The 23,641-nt window shown below is 45.8% G+C and carries 23 protein-coding genes; 10 read left to right on the top strand and 13 right to left on the bottom strand.

What is annotated here, in order from left to right:
- Positions 1 to 41: 41 nt before the first annotated feature.
- Positions 42 to 1,241, bottom strand: a complete 1,200-nt coding sequence (locus tag E5987_RS02440; RefSeq protein ID WP_160334500.1) for a M20 metallopeptidase family protein — start codon at positions 1,239 to 1,241, stop codon at positions 42 to 44.
- A gap of 293 nt (positions 1,242 to 1,534) precedes the next feature.
- Between E5987_RS02440 and E5987_RS02435 the strand changes: the two genes are divergently transcribed.
- On the top strand, positions 1,535 to 1,912 hold the full coding sequence (locus E5987_RS02435) for a 5-fold beta-flower protein (protein ID WP_160334499.1): 378 nt from the start codon (positions 1,535 to 1,537) through the stop codon (positions 1,910 to 1,912).
- 549 nt (positions 1,913 to 2,461) lie between these two features.
- Positions 2,462 to 3,130: a trimeric intracellular cation channel family protein gene (locus tag E5987_RS02430; protein ID WP_160334498.1), complete on the top strand. Its 669-nt coding sequence runs from the start codon at positions 2,462 to 2,464 to the stop codon at positions 3,128 to 3,130.
- A gap of 617 nt (positions 3,131 to 3,747) precedes the next feature.
- Here the strand turns inward: E5987_RS02430 and maeA are convergent.
- The 3 genes from maeA to E5987_RS02415 form a co-directional block, all read right to left on the bottom strand.
- Positions 3,748 to 5,394: an NAD-dependent malic enzyme gene (gene maeA / locus E5987_RS02425; RefSeq protein ID WP_160334497.1), complete on the bottom strand. Its 1,647-nt coding sequence runs from the start codon at positions 5,392 to 5,394 to the stop codon at positions 3,748 to 3,750.
- Between the two features lie 256 nt (positions 5,395 to 5,650).
- The gene (locus E5987_RS02420) at positions 5,651 to 7,105 is read right to left on the bottom strand and encodes a GTPase domain-containing protein (RefSeq protein WP_160334496.1); all 1,455 of its coding nucleotides are present in this window, start codon (positions 7,103 to 7,105) and stop codon (positions 5,651 to 5,653) included.
- An 11-nt stretch (positions 7,106 to 7,116) separates the two neighbouring features.
- A complete protein-coding gene (locus tag E5987_RS02415; RefSeq protein ID WP_160334495.1) occupies positions 7,117 to 8,589 on the bottom strand; it encodes a DUF2868 domain-containing protein in 1,473 nt (490 codons plus the stop codon).
- 121 nt (positions 8,590 to 8,710) lie between these two features.
- On the opposite strand from E5987_RS02415, the gene rng reads away from it, so the two are divergent.
- From rng to E5987_RS02400, 3 genes are all read left to right on the top strand, one after another.
- Positions 8,711 to 10,171 (top strand): ribonuclease G, encoded by a 1,461-nt coding sequence (gene rng / locus E5987_RS02410; protein ID WP_160334494.1) that lies wholly within the window; start codon positions 8,711 to 8,713, stop codon positions 10,169 to 10,171.
- Positions 10,172 to 10,840 carry an HAD family hydrolase gene (locus E5987_RS02405; protein WP_160334493.1) on the top strand — a complete coding sequence of 223 codons (669 nt, stop codon included), beginning with the start codon at positions 10,172 to 10,174 and terminating at the stop codon, positions 10,838 to 10,840.
- Positions 10,841 to 10,997: 157 nt separating this feature from the next.
- Positions 10,998 to 11,369 carry a ribbon-helix-helix domain-containing protein gene (locus E5987_RS02400; protein WP_160334492.1) on the top strand — a complete coding sequence of 124 codons (372 nt, stop codon included), beginning with the start codon at positions 10,998 to 11,000 and terminating at the stop codon, positions 11,367 to 11,369.
- Between the two features lie 136 nt (positions 11,370 to 11,505).
- On the opposite strand, the gene E5987_RS02395 is transcribed toward E5987_RS02400, so the two are convergent.
- Positions 11,506 to 11,922: a deoxycytidylate deaminase gene (locus tag E5987_RS02395; protein WP_160334491.1), complete on the bottom strand. Its 417-nt coding sequence runs from the start codon at positions 11,920 to 11,922 to the stop codon at positions 11,506 to 11,508.
- Positions 11,923 to 12,069: 147 nt separating this feature from the next.
- On the opposite strand from E5987_RS02395, the gene E5987_RS02390 reads away from it, so the two are divergent.
- The 3 genes from E5987_RS02390 to E5987_RS02380 all read left to right on the top strand — a co-directional run bounded on the left by E5987_RS02390 (position 12,070) and on the right by E5987_RS02380 (position 13,828).
- A complete protein-coding gene (locus E5987_RS02390) occupies positions 12,070 to 12,924 on the top strand; it encodes a hypothetical protein (protein WP_160334490.1) in 855 nt (284 codons plus the stop codon).
- 138 nt (positions 12,925 to 13,062) lie between these two features.
- Positions 13,063 to 13,308, top strand: a complete 246-nt coding sequence (locus E5987_RS02385; RefSeq protein ID WP_160334489.1) for an AbrB/MazE/SpoVT family DNA-binding domain-containing protein — start codon at positions 13,063 to 13,065, stop codon at positions 13,306 to 13,308.
- Between the two features lie 19 nt (positions 13,309 to 13,327).
- Complete coding sequence (locus tag E5987_RS02380; protein ID WP_237178693.1) at positions 13,328 to 13,828, top strand: peroxiredoxin; 501 nt, start codon at positions 13,328 to 13,330, stop codon at positions 13,826 to 13,828.
- A gap of 34 nt (positions 13,829 to 13,862) precedes the next feature.
- Here E5987_RS02380 and E5987_RS02375 read toward each other — a convergent pair whose 3' ends face one another.
- The 7 genes from E5987_RS02375 to E5987_RS02345 all read right to left on the bottom strand — a co-directional run bounded on the left by E5987_RS02375 (position 13,863) and on the right by E5987_RS02345 (position 20,131).
- Complete coding sequence (locus tag E5987_RS02375; protein ID WP_160334487.1) at positions 13,863 to 14,057, bottom strand: hypothetical protein; 195 nt, start codon at positions 14,055 to 14,057, stop codon at positions 13,863 to 13,865.
- A gap of 130 nt (positions 14,058 to 14,187) precedes the next feature.
- On the bottom strand, positions 14,188 to 15,426 hold the full coding sequence (locus E5987_RS02370; RefSeq protein ID WP_160334486.1) for a dicarboxylate/amino acid:cation symporter: 1,239 nt from the start codon (positions 15,424 to 15,426) through the stop codon (positions 14,188 to 14,190).
- A gap of 501 nt (positions 15,427 to 15,927) precedes the next feature.
- Positions 15,928 to 17,070 (bottom strand): beta-aspartyl-peptidase, encoded by a 1,143-nt coding sequence (gene iadA / locus E5987_RS02365; RefSeq protein WP_160334485.1) that lies wholly within the window; start codon positions 17,068 to 17,070, stop codon positions 15,928 to 15,930.
- A 54-nt stretch (positions 17,071 to 17,124) separates the two neighbouring features.
- Positions 17,125 to 17,598: a YjiG family protein gene (locus tag E5987_RS02360; protein WP_160334484.1), complete on the bottom strand. Its 474-nt coding sequence runs from the start codon at positions 17,596 to 17,598 to the stop codon at positions 17,125 to 17,127.
- A gap of 18 nt (positions 17,599 to 17,616) precedes the next feature.
- The gene (locus tag E5987_RS02355) at positions 17,617 to 18,345 is read right to left on the bottom strand and encodes a nucleoside recognition domain-containing protein (protein ID WP_160334483.1); all 729 of its coding nucleotides are present in this window, start codon (positions 18,343 to 18,345) and stop codon (positions 17,617 to 17,619) included.
- Positions 18,346 to 19,079: 734 nt separating this feature from the next.
- Positions 19,080 to 19,298: a cupin domain-containing protein gene (locus E5987_RS13015; RefSeq protein ID WP_237178692.1), complete on the bottom strand. Its 219-nt coding sequence runs from the start codon at positions 19,296 to 19,298 to the stop codon at positions 19,080 to 19,082.
- Positions 19,295 to 20,131: a DUF3737 family protein gene (locus tag E5987_RS02345; protein ID WP_160334482.1), complete on the bottom strand. Its 837-nt coding sequence runs from the start codon at positions 20,129 to 20,131 to the stop codon at positions 19,295 to 19,297. Before E5987_RS02345 ends, E5987_RS13015 begins: the two co-directional genes overlap by 4 nt.
- Before the next feature lie 673 nt (positions 20,132 to 20,804).
- On the opposite strand from E5987_RS02345, the gene E5987_RS02340 reads away from it, so the two are divergent.
- Positions 20,805 to 21,182: a hypothetical protein gene (locus E5987_RS02340; RefSeq protein WP_160334481.1), complete on the top strand. Its 378-nt coding sequence runs from the start codon at positions 20,805 to 20,807 to the stop codon at positions 21,180 to 21,182.
- A 104-nt stretch (positions 21,183 to 21,286) separates the two neighbouring features.
- Here the strand turns inward: E5987_RS02340 and E5987_RS02335 are convergent, their stop codons facing one another.
- Positions 21,287 to 22,306 carry a helix-turn-helix transcriptional regulator gene (locus E5987_RS02335; protein WP_160334480.1) on the bottom strand — a complete coding sequence of 340 codons (1,020 nt, stop codon included), beginning with the start codon at positions 22,304 to 22,306 and terminating at the stop codon, positions 21,287 to 21,289.
- A 548-nt stretch (positions 22,307 to 22,854) separates the two neighbouring features.
- Between E5987_RS02335 and E5987_RS02330 the strand changes: the two genes are divergently transcribed.
- Entirely contained in the window at positions 22,855 to 23,628 is a 774-nt protein-coding gene (locus tag E5987_RS02330) for a Sir2 family NAD-dependent protein deacetylase (protein WP_160334479.1), read from the top strand.
- Positions 23,629 to 23,641 lie beyond the last annotated feature (13 nt).

The raw sequence follows: 23,641 nt of genomic DNA, 5'->3' as shown, positions 1-23,641 counted from the left end.
AAGCACCGGAATTACCGATGCTCTTTTTAGCTTTGAAAAAATTACAACGGCTGACCGGCGGCTCTGTTCAAAGCAATGGAAAGCAGAGTGGCGGCACCGGTAGCAATGGCTTTATCGTTGAAATCAAAATAAGGATTATGGACGGAAGCCGAATGAGTTTCATCTTTCATACCGAGTCGGAACAAACAACCGGGTTTTGCGAGAAGCATAAATGAAAAGTCTTCACCGCCCATTGTTCTTTCTTTGGTCACAACATTGTCTTTCCCAAGAACTTCTTCAGCGAGTCTTCTGGCTTCGGCAACATTCTTCGGATTATTAAACATGGCAGGGTAGAGTTTCTTATATTCCAATTTCCCCTCCATACAAAAAACCTGAGCGGTTCCGTCAACGACCTGCTGCATTCTATTAATCAGGGTGTCCTGAACTTCAGGTTCGAAAGAGCGGCAGGTTCCGACAATGTAAGCATGATCCGGAACAACACTGGAGCCGGAAGGTTCTCCGGCAGAAACACATCCGACGGAAACAACTGCGGATTTACTCGGATCCACATTTCTTGCAACAATCGTCTGAAGTGAAAGAACACATTGACATGCAGCGATCAGAGGATCTTTAGTCAAATGAGGGCGTGAACCGTGTCCGCCTTTTCCGGTAAATTTAATTTTGAAGACATCTGCATTCGCAGTAGCGTAACCGGAAATAAATCCGACTTTACCGACATCAACACTCGGTTCGCAGTGAAGTGCATAAAATTCTTCAATTCCAAATTTCTCGACGAGTCCGTCTTCGAGCATATATTTTGCGCCGGCATAGCCTTCTTCGCCCGGTTGGAAAACCGCGACAATTTTTCCGGCAAAATCCCGATGCTGATTCAGGTAGTGAACCAACGTAAGCAGGGTGGCCACGTGACCGTCATGACCACAGGCATGCATTTTCATTTCTGATTTACTCTGCCATTGAGCGCATGTTTTTTCATCAAGAGGCAAAGCGTCAGAATCCGCACGAAGTCCGATCGTTCTTCCAGGACGATTACCTTCTATCACAGCGACCACACCTGTAACATCATTACCGCCGACAAAAGTAGAAAAGTTCTTAACTCCGAATGATTCCAGAGCTTTCACAATTTTTTCCTGAGTTTTAGGAAGATAAAGCCCGAGTTCCGGCTCCTCGTGAATAGTATGTCTAATGGCCGCACCGATTTTTGCGCTTTCTTCCAGCTGGGATGGTTTGATAAGAATATCCATGATTACTCTCTTGGAAACAAAGTTTAATAATCTAAGGTTAGATGGGAAAAATATTTAATATTCTCTGCGTATTAAGAAATTATATCTTGATTCAAATAAAGACACACTAGTTAACATGTAACTTTTGGGGGGCGTTTTAGAGGGGTACAATGTCTATGGCGAAGGATACTCAAAATGAGCCGCACGGCCTTTAAGAAAATCGTTTATATAGGACGATGTATAGGTTTTCATCTCACGACTTTAAAGGTATCGAAAAACTATTATTAAATTAGAGCAAGGAACTTGGAGAACATATGAAAAAATGGGCATTTTTATTTTTTGTCTCCCTAATGTCACTTTTCATCATAATGGGTACGAGTCTTTCAGCTGAACGTTTTTATGATTCTCATGGAAGATACCAAGGGAAGATGGATGACAGTGGTCGAATCTATGACAGTAATGGAAGATACCAAGGAAAGGTTGACCAGAACGGAAGAGCGTATGACTCTCAAGGCCGCTACACTGGAAAAATGGATAACGGCAGAGTCTACGACAATCAGGGAAGATATAAAGGAAAAATGACCGAAGACGGAAGAGCCTATGATTCTCAGGGCAGATACAAAGGTCAGATAAAAGACAACGGCAGCGTTTATGACAGTTCCGGCAGATATGTCGGTAAAGTTAGACCTTAACTGTTGATTTATCAAGAAAATAAGGAGATAAAACGCTCCTTATTTTTTTACATCAAGTTGAATACTTTATCGACTGATTTCTAAAAAAGTTAATTTTTATCGTCGCGTAGCTAGCTAAATGTAATGATTAATATCTCATTGTTTTAAAATGAATTTATGTCTGTTTATTTAATTCTATTCAAAAATCTAAGATTTCGACCGCATAAGGCCCTATCGGGAGAAAAAATATATTTACAACCGATCAGGTAATTAGCTGATTTATATAAATTATTTAGATGAGCTTAAACGACATAATTCATGGCCAAGAAGCACTGCCAAACCTGGTAAAAATGCCGTCTTCCGGCTTAATATTTTTTAAATATTAGCCGTCCGATAATCACCAAAATATCAACGAACGTAAATTTTCCCGTTGAATAGCAAGCTACGTAAATTTTTACAAAACCCATCATTTTTATTAGTAAATTCAATGAAATGCCATGGTTTTTACTTAGTGCATTTAGAGTAAATATAGATTAAATTCGTGCGTAAATTTTTACGTGAAGAACTAATATGGAAATCGATATTAAAGCGCTCAATGCGCTTATTCCGGTCTTTGACTTTGTCGGAATCGTTGCTTTTGCGCTGTCCGGTGTCTTCGAAGGAATGAAAAGAAGAATTGACCCGGTGGGTGTTTTTATTGTCGCTTTTTCCACCGCTTTCGGCGGAGGTCTTCTTCGTGACATCTTAATTGACCGTCGGCCGTTCTACTGGATTGACCACGAACTTTACGTAGTCGCTTGTTTCATCATCTGTTTCCTGGCGCCTTACATCTATCGCTTTTTCCAGAAACGGAAGAGTGCACATGCTTGGTACATTTTTGCGGATGCGATCGGTCTCGGTATTTTCTGTATTTCTGGCACCTCTCTTTCTTTAGCAGCCGGAGTTCCATGGTTGTCTTCTGTCATCATCGGATGTATCACCGGTGTCTTCGGCGGTTTGATGCGAGATGTTTTCCTGAACCAAATGCCAGGAGTCGTTGCTGACCGCCAGCCTTATGCGGTTGTCGGTTTTATCGGATGCTGGTTCTACATCCTGCTTTTGGAACTTAAAGTTTCTGTTGACATTTCCCTTTGGCTCGGTATGTTCTTCATTGTTGCACTGAGAATGGCATGTGTCATTTTCAAGTGGAGAATTTCTTACTTCGTCAAAGAAGAGGCGAGGTCACAAACCGAAAAATAAAATTCCAGAATAGGGAGCCGGTCGCTCCCTTTTTTATTTCCTAAAACTTGAGCTGGGACTGTTGCGCTCTCACTGAACACAGCCAGAATATTAAGACCGGTTTTAGAAGCACCAATTTTCAACTGCCGAACTAGCACAAAAGTATTTCAATGCTTCAGAAACACAGATAGAAAGATTTGCCGTTGATCAGAAGATTTTTCACAATACGGAAGGATAAATTAATATACGAAATATTTCTTGAGTTTTTAAATGTTAGACAGTCGCACAAAAAATTATTTCTAAAAATAAGCCCGAAAGAGACATCAATAAAATTAGAGTGAACAAGAGTCAAATTGTAACTATTTGATAAATTTAAAGGCTCACTGTCTACAAACATTAGATGAGAAACTTAATCAGTGGTTTTAATTTCTCTGAAGCGCTCGAATCATTCGACTGTAATTTGAGACAATAGGGTACAATTTAAATTTCTTGTATCCCCCTTTAAATTTAAGGATCAGCTGAGATTTATTAATACCGTAAAAATGAAAAAAGCCGGAAATTTCCGGCTAATTCTCTTTAACTTTAATACCCGTTGTTTTTAAAACCGGCGCTCTGGGTTAGCGCCGGCTTTTTAAAAATTACTCTGCAATGAAGTGCGGATTCTTCGGATTCCACATGAAATCACGAACCGCTTTCTTCAGATCGGCAGGACGTTCGACCGTTGCCAGGCCTTTGTCAAAGAGGTACTCGGCAACAGCTGCGCCGATTTCGGCAGCAATCGAACGAACTTCTGTCAGCGGCGGATAGAGAGAACCGCGTTCCAGATCGGCTTCGCTGACTAAATCAGCTAATGTCTTCGCACCGACCAGGAAGACTTCGTTCGGAATGCGAGTGCATTTTGTAAAGATGCAGCCAAGTCCGATGCCCGGGAATACATAGTGGTTGTTACCCTGACGCGGCACAAAAGTCTTACTGTTGATTTCTACCGGTTTGAACGGAGAACCGCAGGCAAATAAGCAGCGGCCGTCAGTGTAGCGGTAGGCTTCTTCAGCGGTACATTCCGCTTTGGATGTCGGGTTGGACAGCGCAAAAATAATCGGACGATCGTTCAGTTTTGCCATCTCACGCAGCACTTCTTCTGTGAAGGCGCCGCCCTGAGCGGAAACACCAATGATCGCGGTCGGCTTGACTTCCTTGACCGCTTCAAGTAAAGAAACGGCCGGTTCGTCCTCTCCGGCAAACGGCATCTTTGCGGACGAAATCGCAGCTTCACGCTTCTTAGTCACTAAACCCTTGGAGTCAAAGAGACGAATTCTGGCAAGAGCTTCTTCACGTGTATCACCTTCTTCAACCATTGCGTCGGCTATCAGATGAGCAATACCGGTGGCGGCAGAACCTGCGCCTAAGAACAGAATTCTCTGATCTGAAAGCTTCTGCTTAAGAGCACGCATCGCGGAGAACATACCGGTAACAACTACAGAAGCTGTACCCTGAATGTCATCGTTGAAGCAGGGGATGCGATCCTTCCAGTAGTCCAGAAGGTCATAAGCATGACTGTTGTGGAAGTCTTCAAACTGAATCACAACATGGGGCCAGCGTTCGCGAACGGCAGCAACAAATTCAGCAATCAGTTCATCATAGGCCGGACCGGTGACGCGGTGCTGACGAAGACCCATGTAAAGCGGATCGGCAAGCAGCTCTTCATTATTGGTACCAACGTCAATGCAGACGGGAAGGGCTTTCTGCGGATTGACACCGGCGCAGGCAGTGTAGAGGGCCAGTTTTCCGATAGGAATACCCATACCGTTAACACCCAGGTCACCAAGACCTAAAATTCTCTGACCATCCGTCACAACAATAATGTCAACATCCTGATGCGGAACATTGGCGACTAACTGACGAACTCGACCTTTGTCCTCTGCGGAAACATAGAGACCGCGGGCATAGCGGAAAATATGACTGAATTTCTGACAGGCTTCGCCGACGGTCGGTGTGTAAACAATCGGAAGATACTCATCAATGTTGCGAACCAGAAGTTCAAAGTACAGAGACTCGTCGCTTGCGTGAACACCTTCAAGTACTTGATACTTGTTGATCGGAGCTTTGTAAGAACCGATGATGTCGGTCAGTCTTTCAACCTGCTCGTCAAAGGAGCAGACTCTCGGAGGAAGAAGACCTCTCAAACCGTATTTATCTCTTTCTTCTTCTGTAAAGGTGCTGCCTTTGTTCATCCACGGGTTTCTTAAGCGATCTACGCCGCGGAGCTGATCTTTCTTGTCCGTCATATTTTTCCTTTGCTGTTAAGCGTTCTTAAAGGTTTAGTTAAATCGTTTCATACATTCTAATCATTAATAATTTCAAAAATCTGATGCTAACGTACAGTCTTCGGAAAGTCCCGTGCGCATTGACTTTTGAAAGGAGATTTCACATTATGAAATAATAAAAACTAAACACTTTACCCACTGTCAATAAAAAATTAAATAAAGACAAAATACCCCGGCTCCGCAAAAGCGGAGCTCAAATCGGACCGTAACGGGTTAATTAAATGGAAACGTTGTAAAGATCTTTAAAAATTTCCTTCAGCACCGCATTCAGAATTCGGCTGTATTCGCCGCGAAGCTGATCCGCGTTCTGAGCTTTCTCTTTGATCTCTTTAAAATCGACTTTCTGCTCGTCAAGTACTTTTTGAGTAAGATCCTTCCAGAAGGCCGGACATTCGCTCGATTCCCATTCGCCTCGGCCTCTGCCGAAATGAGCGACGGCTAAGTAGAGCAGTACCGTTTCAATCACAAAACCTTTCGTTGCTTCCGGACTCCAGGTAATAATGTTTTCTTTGGAACCTTTCTTAATGTTATATGCGGCTGCGACTCCGGCTCCGCCAACCGCGCCCACAATTGCGCCGCCAAGCGCGCCAAGTCCAAGCGAAAGTCCTCCGGTCGCAATATCCGCTGCAAGACCGGTCATGGCTCCGCCCGCGACTGCACCGATCAAGGCACTCGCTTTCGGATCGACGGATTCCTGAGTTTCCCAGCCTTCACGAACTCTTCTGAGAATTTCGTTCTTTGTACCTTTGCCTTCAAGTCCGTTAATTTCAATCAGTTTCTGCGTCAGACTGCAAAGGCCGTCCGCGGCCCTCGTAGACAGAGAAACCTGGGCGTCCTTCATGGCGCCATTAATATCTTTTTTGATAAAACCAAAGGTACGGCCGATCGCGCGCAGTCGATCAATCAGAGACTGACTCTGAAGCAGTTCCTTATCGTTGGTGACTTTGACGAGATAGGCCGCCATCGCATCAATCGAAGAAGAGTAGACCGCCGTCTTCTGACGCACCCAGGCGGTATGAAGAGAAGCAAAAGCCGCTTTTTCATTGTCAGGCAAACAGTTTTCAATCTGCTTCCAAAGTTCATACTCCTGAACCCAGCAGCGCGCAAAGGCATCCAGAGGCATGACTTCCTTAACGAAAGGATAGCTGCTGAGGAAGTCTTTCCATACCTGAACTTCCGCTTTTTCCTGCTCCGGCGGACGAACTTCGCCCATCTGGTTCAGCAGAACAATAACGGGCTTATTAATCCAGGAAAGAATCTCCATTTCGGATTTCACATAGGGAACCGCTTCCGGAGATTCACTCGCGTTTACGAGGTACAGAATAACGTTGGAGATGTCGCGTACATGCTTGATCGCCTGCTGATTCAGCCAAAGAGAACGATCTGTCAGACGATCCCAAATTTCACTGGTGAACCAGCCGATCGGATTGCTTCTTCCTTTCAGACGATTGGCCAAGCGAACACTGTCGCCAAATCCCGGTGTGTCCCAGAGAATCAGCTGAGAATCATCCGGCGCGCGAAGCAGAACATAATCCTCGGGTTCCGTTGTGACGTGAGACCTATCTCCGACTTCGCCGATGTCCCGACCGAGCAGTGTTCGGGCTAAAGTGGTCTTGCCGACATTGGTATGACTGACTAAAGATAAGTTAATTTTCTGAAGATCCGTACTCATCAATATTCCTTTTAAATTTGCTCAAACTGCTTGGCAGCTTCGTTAATGTCGGCATTCGTTAAATTCACAAAGGCAAAGCTAACGCCGTATTTATCCAGAAAATCTGACCAATTTTTCTTTCTTTCTCGGATTCTCTGCGGCGTGTTGGCAAACCTTGCCTCAAAACCGGACGTGTCCACGATAATTCGCATAAAAGCGGAAGCCGCCTGAGATTTCTTCTTTAATTCCTGAATAAATTTACCCTGAACCTCCGCTTCAGGCGTGGAAGTCATCGCAAAAACGGCTAGCGCTTCCGTTTGTTCAGCTCCGCCTAAATCCGGAAGTTTCGTATCCTCGTGCGCGGCCTCTGAGAAAACAATCTTCGAGTTCTCAGGATGAAGCGACTGAGCAAGATGCTCAATGCCTTGCTTCACAGAGACGTTTAAAGGATAAGAGAACGGAATAACTTGAATCAGCATAGTTTTGCCTTTCCACTGGCGAAGAATATTTGAATAATAAGGACTCTCTAGATTAATAGAAAAGTGTTTGCGCAGAAATCCGGCCTTCAAAGAGGAGTAAATCGTAAGCAAAACTCTCGGAATCAAAACAACTGCGGATAAAACATAAAACATCTGCAGAAGCCAGGGAGACGCATTGACGCCTCGGCCTGCAGAAAAATTCATCAGAGCCGCAGCCTCCGGAGTCAGAGAGGAAAAAAGCTCAGAATTAAACGGAACCAGACCGTAAAACAGTTTAATCACAGCAGCGACAAAAGCAGGTTTATCCGCAAGCCAGGTACTTTCCCAGCCGACGGTGTACTCAGTGCCCCAGCCGTGAATACCGATGGAGGCGATTAAGCCGAGTCCAAAAGCAAACGCCGCGAAATGGAACATCTCCGCAACCCGCGTTTTAAGAAGCGGACCCTGCATGACGAGCCATTCCTGATAGAACGCGGAAAGCGCCGAATCGTGTCCGGCACCGCGAGTCTGAATTTTCTGAAAAAGACTGCCAAGCGCTCTGCGAATTCCGATTCCCATGAAAGGTTTTTTGCCTCGATTTAGAAGAAAATTCGCAAAAAGCACACAGTAAATAAAAATATTCCAGAGAATGACGCCTAAGAGCGGCGGATAGAGAAGGTTGATCTTGTTTCCGGTCACCGAAAATTCGTTTGTCAGCACTCCGCCCACAAACATAACTACGGCGAGTCCCCAAAAGAACGGTCTAAACGGAATCAGTTTCGGCTCATTCGCGGCTTTTCCGATTTTTGTCTTGATGAACTCAATCACATGTCCGGCCCGAACATCCAGAAACTTGGAGTAGGAGGCTCCTTCGCCGAGTTCATGCGCAGTCTGAGACGTGATCTCTCTAAACGCAGAATTGTCGGCGTCCTGACTCTTCAGCGCTTTTTCTTCCAGAGCTTTTGCCCAAATTAAATCTCGGGCTTCGTCCTCTGAAAAAGAGGCTGCAGTGTTGTCATCTTTTGCGGCAGAAAAAAACTTGAACAAGCCGATCTCCAAAATCCATAGCAGTTCAATTATCCAACAGTATCTTCTTTTTATGTTGACTGCTTATCAATTTTGAGCTTCAAAGATTAAAATCTTTAATATCAAAAAAAAAAGGATAAATATGCAGGAAATACTAATTAATAATGCGCTGCATGAATCACGCGTCGCTGTTATGGAGGACGGAGTGATTCAGGAACTGCGCATTGAAAGAAATGCCGAAGCTTCCCTGGTAGGCAACATCTACCTCGGAATCGTCGACAAAGTTCTGCCGGGCATGCAGTCGGCGTTCGTGGAAATCGGCCTTCCGCGAGCAGGCTTTCTTCATGTCGGCGATATGCGCCAGTCACATCAGGCGAACGGCGGCAACATCCCGATTGAGAAACTGCTTCATGACGGACAAGTCGTTCTGGTCCAAGTCTCCAAAGATCCGATCGGAACTAAGGGCGCTCGTCTGACAACGGAAATCAGTCTCGCGGGCAGACTTCTCGTTTATCTACCGTACACCTCGCATATCGGTGTCAGCCAAAAAATCGAAGACGGTGCAGAAAGAGAGCGTCTCAAAGAAGAGATTGAACTGCTGTCACAGAGCTGCGGCACAAAAGAAGGCGGCTATATCGTTCGAACCAGCGGCGAAGATGCCCACCAGGAAGATTTCTTAAACGATATGAAATACCTGGAGAAACTCTGGCAGAACATCGAACACAAAACACACGTCATGGATTCTCCGGCACTGCTGTACTGCGATGTGTCCATTGAGCAGAAAGTCCTTCGCGACCTGTTCACAGAAAAAACCTCCAAAATCATCGTCGACAGCAGATCTGTTTTCAATGATTTAATGAACTTCGGACAAAAGTTTGTTCCGGAAGCCTGCGGAGTATTGGAGCTTTACGAAGGGGAACGCCCGCTCTTTGACCAGTACAACCTGGAAAAAGAAATGGAAGCTGCGCTCAGCAGAAGGGTGGATCTGAAGTCCGGCGGCTATCTTATTATTGATCAGACTGAAGCCATGACGACAATCGACGTCAACACCGGAGCATTTGTCGGAAGACGTGACTTCTCAGACACCATCTACAAAACAAACCTCGAAGCGACACATGCCATTGCGCGGCAGCTGAGACTGAGAAACTTGGGCGGAATCATTATCGTCGACTTTATCGACATGGAGTCTAAAGTTCATGAAGACGGCGTTCTCGCTGAACTGCGCAAAGCCGTACTGAATGACCGCAACCGCATCTCCATATCGGAATTTACTTCATTAGGTCTGGTGCAGATCACCCGCAAGAGAACACGTGAGTCACTGGCGCATGTCCTTTGTGAGACCTGTCCGACATGCGGCGGAAGAGGCGAAATTAAAACCGCGCGTACCGTCTGCTATGAAATTCTTCGGGAAGTCCTGCGCGAACACCATCAGTTTGACGGTGCCAGAGAATTTAGAATCCTTGCAAATCAAGCCGTTATTGATTTATTCCTGGATGAAGAAAGCGAAGCGCTGGCGCTGCTTGGCGACGCAATTCAAAAACCGATCACGCTCAGCGTTGAGCATGAATATCAGCAGGAACAGTACGACGTACTGGTGAGCTAAATGGCAAATAAAGACTGGCAACTGTTTGTATTTGATTGGGACGGAACGCTGATGGACACAACGTCTCTAATCATGAAGGGCTATCAGCACGCAAGTGTGGAACTTGGTTATCCCAAGCCTTCGGACGAACTGGTTCTTTCGACCATCGGTCTGAATCGCTCGGACTCCATCGGCATCTGCTGCGCAGATTGCCCGCCCGGACGCTATGCCGAATTTACTAAAGCCTATATGGATTGGTACGCGAAGCAGGAGTCTCAGCTCGACTTAGTGCCCGGGTTCCGCAAACTGCTTACCAATATGCATAAGGATGGAAGGCGTCTTGCCATTGCGACAGGTAAAAGCAGGGCGGGTGTCGAACGCGTCTTCAAAATCACAGGTGTCGGTGATTTGTTTGAAGCGGTCCAGACAGCGGATACTAATTTTTCTAAACCGAACCCTATGATGCTGCATTCGCTTGCAGATGAATCGGGCCTCGAAACCACAGATATGGTCATGATCGGAGACTCGGTTTTAGATATGCAGATGGCGTCAAACGCTAAAGCGGATTCGGTGGCTATGACTTACGGGGCAAGCCCTGCCGACAAACTGAAGCAGTACGCATCGCTCGGAACCGCTGACAATGTTGAAGAACTGGCTAAGATTTTAAATCTCACTCAATACTTGGAATAATCCGGATTTCAGCAAAAGGCTCGGAAGGGCACGGAATTCAGCTCCGTGCCCTTTTTGGTTTCAAAATGGATTAAATACTAGCGTTTTCCCTTAGTATATTGCCTGCAAAGGGACGAGAGAGGTCCCGATAAAAGATTAAACATAAGGAGTGATCGAAATGGGAAAAGCTGAATGGAGTGTGACAGTTTCTGAGGAACTCAATGACGCAGCTATGGCATATCTAGCTAAGAGCGGAGAAGGAGTCGAAGGTTTATCTAACCTCGTTGAAAACGCTGTTGGCAAATATGTTCAGGATCCGCGTGCAATTGACAAAGAAAGCGATGTTACAGAAGGCGAACTCAACGATCTGATTAATGCTGCCGTCGAAAAGACAAAGGAAAAATATTCCAGTCTGACTGAAGGCGAGCTGCGCGACATCATTAATGTTGCCGTTCAAAAGACTAAAGAAAAGTATACCGGTATTACCGCCGGCCAGTTCAATGACATGATCAACAGCGGTATTGATGCTGTTAAAAGAGCAATGAAGTAAGAGTTAAAAGCGTCAGGTGTGAGCCTGACCTTTTCCCGAACGGTCGGCTTCGAGATACGTTGTCGGAGTTCGGAAAAAAGCAATAGACTTGGATTGACCTCCAAGTCTATTTTTTAGATATGTGAAGTAAGGTCTTTTATAGCTGCTCAACCTTAATGCCCGCCTTTTTAAGAAATTCAATACCGGAGTCGTCACGATACTTCTCATGGTAGTAAACCTCTGTGATGCCGCACTTTTGAATGAGGAGCGCACAGTGGATGCAGGGGGAACGAGTAATAAATATTGAAGCTCCGTTGGAGGAGTAACCATTCTGCGCAAGTTTTGCGATCGCGTTCAGTTCGGCATGCTGAACCTCGGGACGAGTGACCAGTTTTCCGTCGACTTCATATTCACAGCAGTTGTCATACCCGGTCGGCATACCATTCCACCCGAAAGAAATGATCGAATGATTTTTCACAATCACACAGCCGACTTTGAGACGCTTAGCGTAACTGCGTTCAGAAGCGATATGAGCGATTGTCATATACATTTGATTGTCTTTTTTAATGTCCATGGCTGGCTCCCCAATATAAATAGGATCATTGTAGAGGTTTTGTCACTCGTAAGTTGCTTCCCAAGCTAAGTTCAATTTAGTGAATCACAAGCAACGTTCGTCGGATGCTGTGCTAATCTTTGCATATTGTTACAAGGGACTCATTTTATGAAGATTATTCTCGCATTAGTCTGTTTCATCGCGATGATGCTGCACGCGTTTTTCGGATATTTCCTCTATACCAGAGGCGAAACGGTGTTCGAACCCGAGAACATGATCGTCGCTATAGAGAAGAAAGCGCCGAGCGAAAAAGACCGTTTTGCAATATTCAGAAAGAAAGCAGCACCGGCCGCAGTTCAGTCTGCCGTGAGTGAACCTAAGGAGCAGGCGATTCCGACCACTGAAAATACCGTGACCGAAAACACTGCCGCCGCTGAGCCTCAGGCTTCGGAAGAAACTAAATCCGAACAGACGAAATCTTCCGCCGGCACAGAAACTGCAGTGCCGACCGAAGCCGCTCCGATTGCTTCGAATCATGAGCAGGAATCCGAGTATGTACCGCTGAACACCGGATGGTCCGGCTTCCTTCAGGTTGAAAACGCCATTATTACCGCGATGCTGTTCTTCCTTGGTTTTGCGGTTTGCTGCGTCAAGGGAAGAGGGCCCGCATCCCGCTGGGTGTTCGGCTTTAACCTGATTTTCTGGGCAACGCTGTCCGGCTCCATCTGGTTCTTCATTCCGGAAAAAACTCCGCTTATGATCCTGAATATCAGGTACTCATTCCCGCAATGGTACCTGGTGATCGGTCTGTGCGGACTTGCGGCCGTTCTGAGTCTACTTCTCTTCCTCAACGCTTTCCGCAGCCCGATTGAAGCAGCGCCGAAGGCCGTTAAGGAACCTAAGAAGGAAGAACCCAAGATTGAACCTAAAAAAGGATTTTTCTCAAGTTCAAAGAAGACTGAACCGATCGTTCCCGCACCTGTGGAAAAAATGAATGATCCTATGGATAAGCGACCGGAATAATTTTCATTAAATCTATTTAAGCCTCGAGCATTCTCGAGGCTTTTTTATTGATTTTAAAGCTCAAAATAGGCCCAGCCAATCTTAAAAAAATCCTCAGGGAAGCATAAAATCACCACCAACAGGAATAGTGGAGAGCCAATGACAGCTTACCTTAATACCGTTTCGGTCCAGGTTACTGAATCGGGCAGAGTCACCATTCCTGAAGAAATTATGAAAGCCATAGGCTCAAAAGTTGGAGGAGTCGTTAGTTTTGTTCTTGACGGGCAGAACGTTTTTATTCGATCCGCAGATAAAAATCCTGTATTGGAAGACCAGCTGAAAAATTCCGACAGCCGCAAAATCTATACATCTTCGATAAAATTTAAAATATTTTCAAAGCGATAACTGTACAAAAATGTGCCATATGACTAATAACACCGTAGCGGAAATCGATCCGTCCGAATGCAAAGCCGTTCTCGGCGAAAAAGCGCCTAACTTCTGTCTTCCGAGCGACCTGGGAGGCGAAGTAAAACTGTCTGACTTTCTTGGAAAGAAGGTTGTTCTTTACTTTTATCCCAAAGACAATACATCGGGCTGCAGTCTTGAAGCCATGGACTTTGAAGCGGCTCTGAAGACTTTTCAGAACGCCGGTTTTGTGATTTTAGGAATTTCGCGTGACAGCCTAAAGAGTCATGCGAACTTCAGAGAAAAGAAGGCATTAACGTTTCCGCTCCTAAGCGATGCGGACTCGAAGGTCTGTAAGGAATACGGCGTGCTCAAAATGAAGAGTATGTACGGAAGAAAGTACTTAGGCATTGAAAGAAGCACATTTGTCATTAACGAAGAGGGTGTGCTTATGGATGAAATGCGAGGCGTAAAAGCCAAAGGGCATGTAGAGGCACTGCTTAAAAAACTCGGACTCTAATTAACAATAAAGCCGCTCTGAAGCGGCTTTACTTTTAATAGAAGAATCCGAAAACCAGATTTGGAACGATATCAAATATCGCGTCTAGAAGACCGTAAATGATAGAAAGCCCGTCGTCGATCGTGTCTCTATGTTCGGCAAAAAAGCCGGTCAGATTAAAGGTTGACGCCAAGTAATACAGGCCGCTTTCAATATAGCTGTCCAGCTGGCTCCAAAAGGTCGGAAACATAATTATCCTTCTCAGTTTTACGAGAAAAGCATAACAAAATCCCAAGTGAGCTGCAGAGCGTTTTGTTCATATAGAGCAAAGAAAAACCGGGCATGGACCCGGTTTTTCTAACAACTAAGAAGTCAGCAGATTAGATCTGTGTATCTTCGTCCATCTTTTCTTTTCCAAGAACGCCTTCAGACTTAGAAACAACCAGAGCTGTGAGGTTGTCACCAAGAATATTTACAGATGTACGGATCATGTCGAGGATACGGTCGATACCTGCAATCAGAGCGACAGCTTCCAGAGGAATACCGACTTCTGTGAAGACCAGTGTTGTCATGATAAGACCGGCACCCGGAACACCGGCTGTACCGACGGCAGCAAGAACGCCCATGAGAACGATTTCGAACTGCTGTGTGAGTGTAAGGTCGATACCGAAAACTTCAGCAGCAAAGACCGCAGTAACACCCATGTAGATGGAAGTACCGTTCATGTTGATGGTATTTCCGAGCGGAATCGCAAAAGAGGCGATCGCTCTGGAAGCGCCCATCTTTCTTGCGCTTTCAAGGTTAACCGCAAGTGCGGCAGCCGAAGAGCAGGTTGTAAAGCCGATGAGCCAGGGCTCAAACGCGCCTTTCAGGAAAGTGGAAATCTTGAGGCCGATAACCTTGACCAGCGGAAGATATGTCACTGCGACGAAAATCGCTGTTGCGACGAAAGCAGTAAGGATAAGCTTGCCAAGCGGAAGCAGAACTGCAAGACCATGGCGTGTCACTGTATAAGCAATCAAGCCGAACACGCCGATCGGAGCGTAGAGCATGATGTAATTGGTCATGCGGATCATGACGTCGCCAACTTTCTGGAAGAAGTCTGTCAGCATCTTGGCGCTGTCACCCATGAGAGAGACACAAAAGCCAAAGAAGATCGAGAAGAAAATAACCTGAAGCATGTTGCCCTTAGCGAACGCTTCAATCGGGTTAATCGGAACGATTTCAAGAAGGACTTGAGAAAGAGCAGGGGCGGCCGCTGCTTTAGCTTTAAGACCCTCAACGGAAATAGTGAGACCAACACCCGGAGTCATGACATTTGCGACAACCAAGCCGATCGTTACCGCAATCGCTGTGGTGACTGCAAAGAACAGAATCGTTTTAACAGCGATGGAGCCGATCTTACTGGCGTTGCCCAAACCGGCAGAACCTGCGATCAGGGTTGCAACAACCAAGGGAACAACCACCATGCGGATTAAACGGATGAACAGCTGGCCGAGCGGCTGGAGATATGTCGTAGCGAATTCACTCGAGACGATACTCCCAACAATGACACCGAGGACCAAGCCGTACATCATCTGCATCGGCAGTCCTACCCAAAAACTTTTTTTAGCTGACATAACTCCTCCAAATTTGAATGCAGTGCAAAAACAAAAAATAGTTATATGGAAATAACAATTTGTACAAGAAACATTCTGACATGTTTTGCCCATTTTACCGAGTTATTGCCAACTAGATAAATAATTTTTGTAATGCGAGAATTTATCTTCAAATTATGAAAATACAGATTGAATTATGAAATTTAACGCCTAAAAATCCCAAAATATTACTCAACATAATAATAGTTATGTTGAGTAATGACTATTTTTTAATCGTATAATCAATATGTTATAAATTTATTATTCTATGATTTATGTCATTAGCTTAGTTTTCTAAGCAAAATCTATGTCCTATTCTGCTGGACATTTATTGTCTCTCATGAAGACTTCTGAATTGTTCGTCGGTGAGAATTTTTGGCTTCGACGGAATTTTTTGACCGTCTGCACACAAGAATAGAAATTTTGGCACGAAAAAACGGGAGGCAGTTTTTATGTCTCCCGTTGGTGAATCAAGAAAGAAAATTATTCTTCAAAGGCACCTTTGACGATGACTTCGGAGTCTTTCATGACCTGACGGCCCTTCATGAACAGATGAACCGGCTTGAGGTCTTTGTCCATAACTAAGAGGTCCGCGTCTTTACCGGCTTCAATCACGCCCTTGTTCTCAAGGCAAAGAGCCGTAGCAATGGTGCGTGTGAGCGGAAGCAGAGCTTTTTCTAAACCAATCTTGTCTGCTAATTCACGAAGCTGCAGAAGGTTGTCGGAAACTTTGCAGACGGTAAGACCAATCATCTCGCCGTTCTTGTCAAATCTCGGCATGGAGCCGTGACCGTCAGACGAGAAGGTAATGCGGTCGATCGGTGCACCCTCTTCCAACGCCATAACAAATGCGTCAGCAGCGCTGCCCATATAGTTGCCGCCGCTGGTTGTAATGTCGATATAGCCGCCTTCCTTAGTAAACGCGATCGCCTGAGCAAAAACTTCAGGATGACGACCAACGTGTGTCGGACGAATATGTTTGATCGGCATGCCGGTCTTGACACATTCCATAAATGCCGGAAACGCGATCGGAAGATCACCTAAGTGAACATGAAGATAAGAATCATGACCGCAGATCATGCCGCCGACACGGCAGTCAGACAGAACACGAAGCACTTCCTGAGTTGTCGGGAAAGAGCAGCGATGGTCGCCCATCGCGATCTTAACGCCTAAGCATTCGGGAATTGTCAGAAGATCTTTTCTAACGTCGCCGGTAACTGTTGTCGGCGGATAACGATAGTTGGAAGTCCACATCCAGCCGGTTGCGCCCTCTTTGGTCAGCGCACGGACTTTTGCCATCAGGGCTTCAATCGGACGTGTTTCGCTGTCAGTACCGGAAACACCGACAAAGCTGGTAATACCGGCTTCGACGAGCTCGGAGAAGTTCAGCTCGGGAGCGCGAGTCAGAGGACCGCCCTCTCCGCCGCCGCCCGTGACGTGAATATGCTGGTCAATCAGGCCGGGAGCAACAATCGCGCCGCCTAAGTCGACAACTTCAAGACCGGGAATATCAGCATTGATCTGATCTTCGACAGCGATAATTTTGTCATTAACAACGAGAATCTGCTTAATGCCTTTGTGCTCAGGCGCATAAAGGCCTGCGTTTTTAAAGAGATATGAAGTCATGTTATGAGAATCCCCGCTTTCGCGGGGATTTTTAAGTGTTGTTAGAGGACTATATTATGAACCTAAAACGACCAGGCGCATAACCCAGAGGGAGAGAAGCGCGACGATCGGAGGAATGGCCATAATCTTGAAGAGGTCGGAACCCTGAACGCCGATAACACCAAGGCAGCGGCCCATGTACTGAACCTGGGAGCCCATGAGGTAAATAGCGGGGATACAGATAGCGAGCTGTGTACCGTCGATAGCGCCCTTATCGAAAAGCGCAACCGCAACACCAACACCGCCGCCCATGGACATCCAGCCGCCGAGAAGGATCATGGCTGCTTCGCCGGGAAGACCGAAGATAGCCATAACCGGTCCGAGAACCTTGCCGATCATGGCAAGAGCGCCCGAAATTGTAAGCATTTTGATGATAACGAAAGCCATCAAAACGTTCGGAATTGTAGAGTGAGTCGCAATCGCCCAACCCTGATTTGCACCATTGACGAACACGTCAGTGATCATCATTTTGCCTTTACTTGCTGACATATTTCTTTCCTCCGAAAATTAAGCGTTCTTGCGGACAGAAATCTTTCCGCCCATCTGGATTACACGCATAATGTTCGCGGCAAGAATCTTGCCAAGGAACAGAATGCCGAGACATGCGCCGATGCTGACCGGAACGGCAGGCTTACCATCAGCGGCAAGCAGTGTAAACAGAACAGCGCCGGAAGAAAGGAAGTTTGTGATGCAAGCGTCAGCAGTCATCTGGAATGCAGCAAAGTTGTTGATTTCTTTGTCATTCAGAATGTTGTCGTCTTTGAGCTGGCGTGTGAGCGCTGCACCGCCGTCGGTAGACTGCAGAGAAGCGATCAGAGCAAGACCGGCACCACCGGGGACGCCGATAAGCGGACGAAGGATCGGAGTGAGGATCTGACGGCAGGCTTTAAGAGCACCGAAGTGGTCGAAAACCGTGATCATCGCAAGAGCGAACATAACGGTCGGAACCAGAGTGAGAGCGAACATGAAGCCGTCGATCGCACCGGAACCGCCTTTACCGCGGAAGTTGGCCGTTGCAACATTCAGAGCGTCGCCGTTCTGAGTTACGCCGGAAACTAACTTACCGAAAGAACCGTTGATGGTTGTGAAGTCGAAGATGCCCCACCACTGATTGGTTGCGCAAACACCCGAGAAAAAGACACAAGCAAGCACCAGAGAGATGTAGGCGCCGATTGTGACTTTGTCGCTTTTCTCATCAGCCAATTCAGGCTTCTGAACATCGTTTTGAGAAGACATAGACTATCCTAGCAATTAAGTATTAAACAAAAGCGAGAATTGTCAATCTCCATTCCACTATTGCTTCGATCTTATTTTTTGATCTGTAAGCAGTTAATGAAACAAACACTGAAACTAACGATTCTCACATCGCGAGTTTACCCGCTTGCGCACATTATGAAATGAAACCTCATGTGAAAAAATTCTACTAAACCCTGATACGGCGGCACTTTTGAGGGTATTCTTCGGCCTTCATTCGCTTCATTTAGCATGTGAATTTATTGGTATTAACCCGCTTAATCTTGTTATATAAATTTAGATTTATCTAATTGCTGAATTATTTTTTCGAATTCGAACAAAATAAGAAATTTATTTGTTCTAAATTTTCCGAGTTTATCTGCGGGGTTAAATGTATTACATAACGTTAACTAGTCAACCGATTGTCATGATAAACCCTTAGGCTATTCATATTTTTACCTCCTTTTCTTTGTTTTTAAGCAAAGAAAAAGACGGCCATACAGCCGTCCAAAGCAAAATTTCAGATGTGCTAGCACATATAAGCGTGTTTATCCTAGTTTTTGATACTGAGCATCGTCCACCGGTTCACACCATTCTGTTCGGCTTCCTTCTCCCGGTATCTCCTGGGCAAGATGCTGAAACCAGCTGTTCTTTGCCGCACCGTGCCAGTGTTTGACGTTAGCCGGAATATTGACAACATCTCCCGCTTTTAAATGGCGGGCAGGCTTGCCCCACTCCTAATACCAGCCGTCTCCGTAGACGCAGATGAGCATCTGACCGCCGCCTTTCTCGGCATGATGAATGTGCCAGTTATTGCGGAACGCGGGTTCAAAAGTCACGTTGTAAGTTGGAATCTGCTCCGCCGTCAGCGGCGCAAGATAACTCTGACCGATAAAGTATTCAGCATAAGCGTCGTTTGTCGATCCCAAGGGAAATGCACTTAAAGATTCTTTCATTTATTTAACTCCGTAATTTCCGCTTCACCCGGTTCATCGAGAATGATTTCCTTAATTTCATCGGCCTCTATCCTTCCGCTTCTCGGATTCTTGATGGAATCAATACTGCCGATCACTTTGGCCTGAACATCAGAAAACTCGAAGGCAAGGTCGCAATTCACCATTCGGCAATTAATCAGTTTGAGCCCCTGACAGAAGCAAAGCGGCTGCGTTCCTTCAATAACACAGTTCTCAAGTGTCAGATTCGTGGAATACCAGGCTAAATACTCACCTTTTAAATGAGAGTTGCGGACGGTCACGTTCTCGCTGTGCCAAAAGGCATCTTTTGTGTCGAGTTCGCTGTCTTCAATCAGCAGGTCCCGGATGTACTGGAATGAATACTTCCCTTTTTGTCTGCAGTTTTTCAGCGTCAAATCAGCTGTGTCAAGAAAGAGGTACTCTGCCTCGATCGAACAGTCTCTCAGCATGATTCCTCGGCACTTCCATCCGAACTCCGGACTTTTAATGCTGCAGCCTTCAAGCAGAACGTTTTGACAGTCGCGCAGCGCTTTAATGCCATGAAGCTTTGTATTGATGATTTTGCCGTCGTAGCAGTACCAAAGCGCCGCCCTCGCCAGCTTGTCAAAACTGCAGTCCTCAATCTCGAAATCTTTGGCATGCCAAATCGGATATCTCAAAGAAAAATCGCAATTTTTCAGTCGAAAGTTCTCCGGATGCTTCAGAGGCGACTCTCCGTCCTCAGGTCCGCCGAAGACGCAGTCAATCAGTTCCGTATCAGTCAGACGATACAGTGAGCGCTCGGCTTCAAAAGTTCTGCCAATAATCCGCTTCATTATTTCTCCAAACGTTCAAAGCTATGGTGAATTCTAGAAGCTGCAGTTTTTATTCGTCCAATACTTATTATTCATCATTATTCATGAGTGAATGGCATAAAAGGCCAATGCTGCGTATTTTCAGCCGCCAGTATTCATGCTGTGTATGCATAAGATTCTTCAGACCCGCGCTTCCTTCTATTATTAATATCAGGACAATCTCGAGAAACTCAATCCTCAGAAACTTTGAAGACCGGGAAATCATTAGGAAACAAGAATTTTTATTCATCGGAAACTGAGGCGAGCTCTTTCTATATTTAACCGCTTCGACTGTGTTAAATCAGATAACTAATCCCGCAGCAAAAGCAGACGAATACTTACCTGCAAAGCCCTCCTGATGCCCGACTCATCAGCAGGATTCTCACGCTTTCCATGCCCGTAGGACATCCTGTCTGACGAATTCATTTTGCGCAGAAATAATCACCATTTCGACATGAAAACTAGTACGTTTCGCGCCAAATTTTATTAGGCATTACCCGCCCATTTCTATTTAAAGATTGACAATCGCATCAAAACTCTCTAAAAACACATTGCGATTTCGCAAAAACGATAAAACTGAGGGTGTCGCAATAAGTTACTCCCTTGGCTTTATATAAAACCTATAACAAACCTTTTTGTTTTGAAGGAGTAAACAATGCCTAATGTAGTTGGCAACATCAAAGCTAGTGTACCGCCCGAACAGCAGAACAGAACGCTCAACCCCGGTGACGTTTCCTTCCTCGGCTTTGAGAGAAAAGACAATGTGTTCTACGTTACATTCGCTTGGTGCGATATGCTCGGCGGAAGACACGAACACACATTCCTGCGCGGCGATATCTTCGCTAACTTCCACACCGTACTTAAGGTCTTCACCGACGGCGGACTGCCGATCGATACTCACAAGCTCGACGATTTCCATACTCGTCTCTGCCAGCTCTCCACTGTCTTAGTTCAGGAAAACAAACCTGAAGAAAAGAAAGAAGAGAAAAAAGAAGACAAAAAGGAAGAGAAGAAAGAAGTTGCTAAGAAGTAATCTTTCTTCGGTACTTTTTTACGGCTGCGCTGCAGCCGTTTCTCCCAAAATTCCCGCTCCCGGTTTAAAAAACGAAGCGGGAATTTTATTTTGACCTTCCGAATTTATCGCGGTCTGCTTAGTCCGATAATCTCCGGCACATCTCCCTCTATCGGCTGCTTGTCCGATCTTCTGATGCCGGCCTTTTCTTTCCACATGGCAACCCATCCGTCCAAAAGCATCGAATCCTGAATGTCAACTTCCAGGTGCCAAATCCCATCCTCTCCCTTTTCCAATATCTGAGAAGTATTGAACGGCGTTTCTGTCAAATTCCTTGCCGTCTGATCGCTTTCAAACTCTAAAATCCAATGGATCCATGCTCCGTTGCTGAAATTGAAGTGCCGGTCGTTCACGTAGCCCTGCAGATCAAAATCCTTCGGGCGAACAGCCGGGAAGTCCGTCACTTCCGCTCGTTTGAATCGGTGCAGCGCTAAATGCACCTCATTATCAAAGTGTTCAAAGCGGCATATCAGATACAGGCGCGAGTCCTGCTGCACCAAGCCCAAAGGCGCTACCGCCGCTTTCGTGGTTTTGCCTTCATTGTTGGTGTATTCGACGCGAAGCATCTTTTCTTCATAAAGCGCTTCTGAAACCGAATCAAATATTCTCGGCAAAATCTTTGGCGGTATCTGAGAAATAGAAGAAGAAACTACACAGACTTTCTTGAGCCAGTTACGCTCCTTCGCATTGCGCCCCTTCTCGTTCAGCTCTTTTTCCGCGGCATCAAATAGAAAATCCAAAGACTTGAGAACAGCACCCGGCATCTGATAGCGCATATGTTCCTGAGCAAGCCTCAGCAACAGACATTCATTAGGTCTGAGATTGATTGAATCAAACTGAGAACAAGTGCGTTCGCGGCGATATCCGTAAGCACTGTCACGGGTATCACGAATAATTCCGTATTTACCGCTGTCCGCCATCTGCTTTAAATAGCGCTGAGTCGACCTCAGGCTGATTTCAATGCCTGCTTCCGAGAGCGATCTTACAATCTCGTCCGCTGAGACATAGCGGTTGCTGACGGGAATCCTTGCGAGAATTTCTAAAATGATATCCGCTTCGGAACTGCGGTTATATTTACGGCCCATTGCTCTCTCTCTCACATTGTCTGTAGGATGTTTTGAATCTTACTACAAGGGAAACTTCTCTCTTTTCCTTGCGTCATTCTTTTGCGCTTAAAGGCAGAGTTCTTTACCTTTCAGTCAATTTTCCGCGCGACAAAATTTTTCGTACTATCGTTTAAATTGACATTGTCGGCTTTTATCATTCGGAGACAAAATGACTGGGTTTGCAGTAAATCTCAGTAATTATTTTCGCGCTTGCACGCTAGATCTGCATTTCATCAGGTCCGGTGCTGACGGCGAGGCTTCGAATGGGAAAATTCTGAGTACTGTAAGGAAGAAGGAACTCATACAGAAATGTTGAATTTTCTTCCTATATGTATAAGTCCGACGTCTCTGCCGTCCCCGGCCTTCCGACACAATCCGCGCACAGATCACATAAGCTGATAACACTACAGAGAGATTGAATTCTTTTGGAAGGCACAGCGGGAACTCGGATTTCAATGCCTTCTTTAAAAGAAAAACGCAGAGGAATCAACATACTCCAACAGTTATTAAAACAATTAGGGACAAAAATGAACATCGATTTTGGCCGCTTGATCATCAATGATTCCAGACCATTAGTCTTTATCCTTTCCGGAGCCGGTCTTTCAGCAGAGAGCGGCATACCGACATTCCGAGGCAAACACGGTTTATGGAAAAACTTGTATCCGTCGGAAATTGCCTCAGATACAGCTTTGAAGGAACGCCCGGAAGACGTATTTGAGTTTTACAACTTCCGAATCGCAAAGGCCGTCGACTGTCTGCCGAACGCCGCTCATACTTCAATTGCACAATTTCAGCAGGCGGTTAAAGACTACTGTGACGTCGTGCACGTCACGCAAAACGTAGACAATCTTAACGAACTCGCTGGTTCTCCCTCAGTCTTCCATCTGCACGGAGATTTCCAGTCCTCGCTTTGCAGTCAGTGTAAAAACACCTTTCCAAGGCTCGGTCTTTATAAGAAAAATAATGTCTGTCCGGTCTGCGGCGCCTCTGGCTACTCGGTCAGACCGAATGTAGTTCTCTTCGGCGAAATGCCGTATGGCTTGGATTGGATCACGAGTTACCTGAAAAAAGTCTGCGTGTTTATGTCCGTCGGCACCTCCGGAGCCGTTTATCCTGCAGCCAATTTCGTTCTAGATACTGAAGCCGCGATTCGTATTAATTTCGATATCGAAACCGGAAAACGAAGAAATGCCAGATTTACGCATGAAATTACCGGTCCTTGCTCGCAAACTCTTCCGCCCGTTCTTGAAGCACTTAAAGAAGAACTGAGTTCTCGTTTTAGAGAACAGAAAAATAAATAGACGCTAGAAAGCA

Source organism: Parasutterella muris (assembly GCF_009767915.1).
Classification (GTDB): Bacteria; Pseudomonadota; Gammaproteobacteria; order Burkholderiales; family Burkholderiaceae_F; genus Parasutterella; species Parasutterella muris.
Note: the sequence above shows the minus strand (reverse complement) of the source record. Positions and strands in the feature narration are given on the sequence as shown.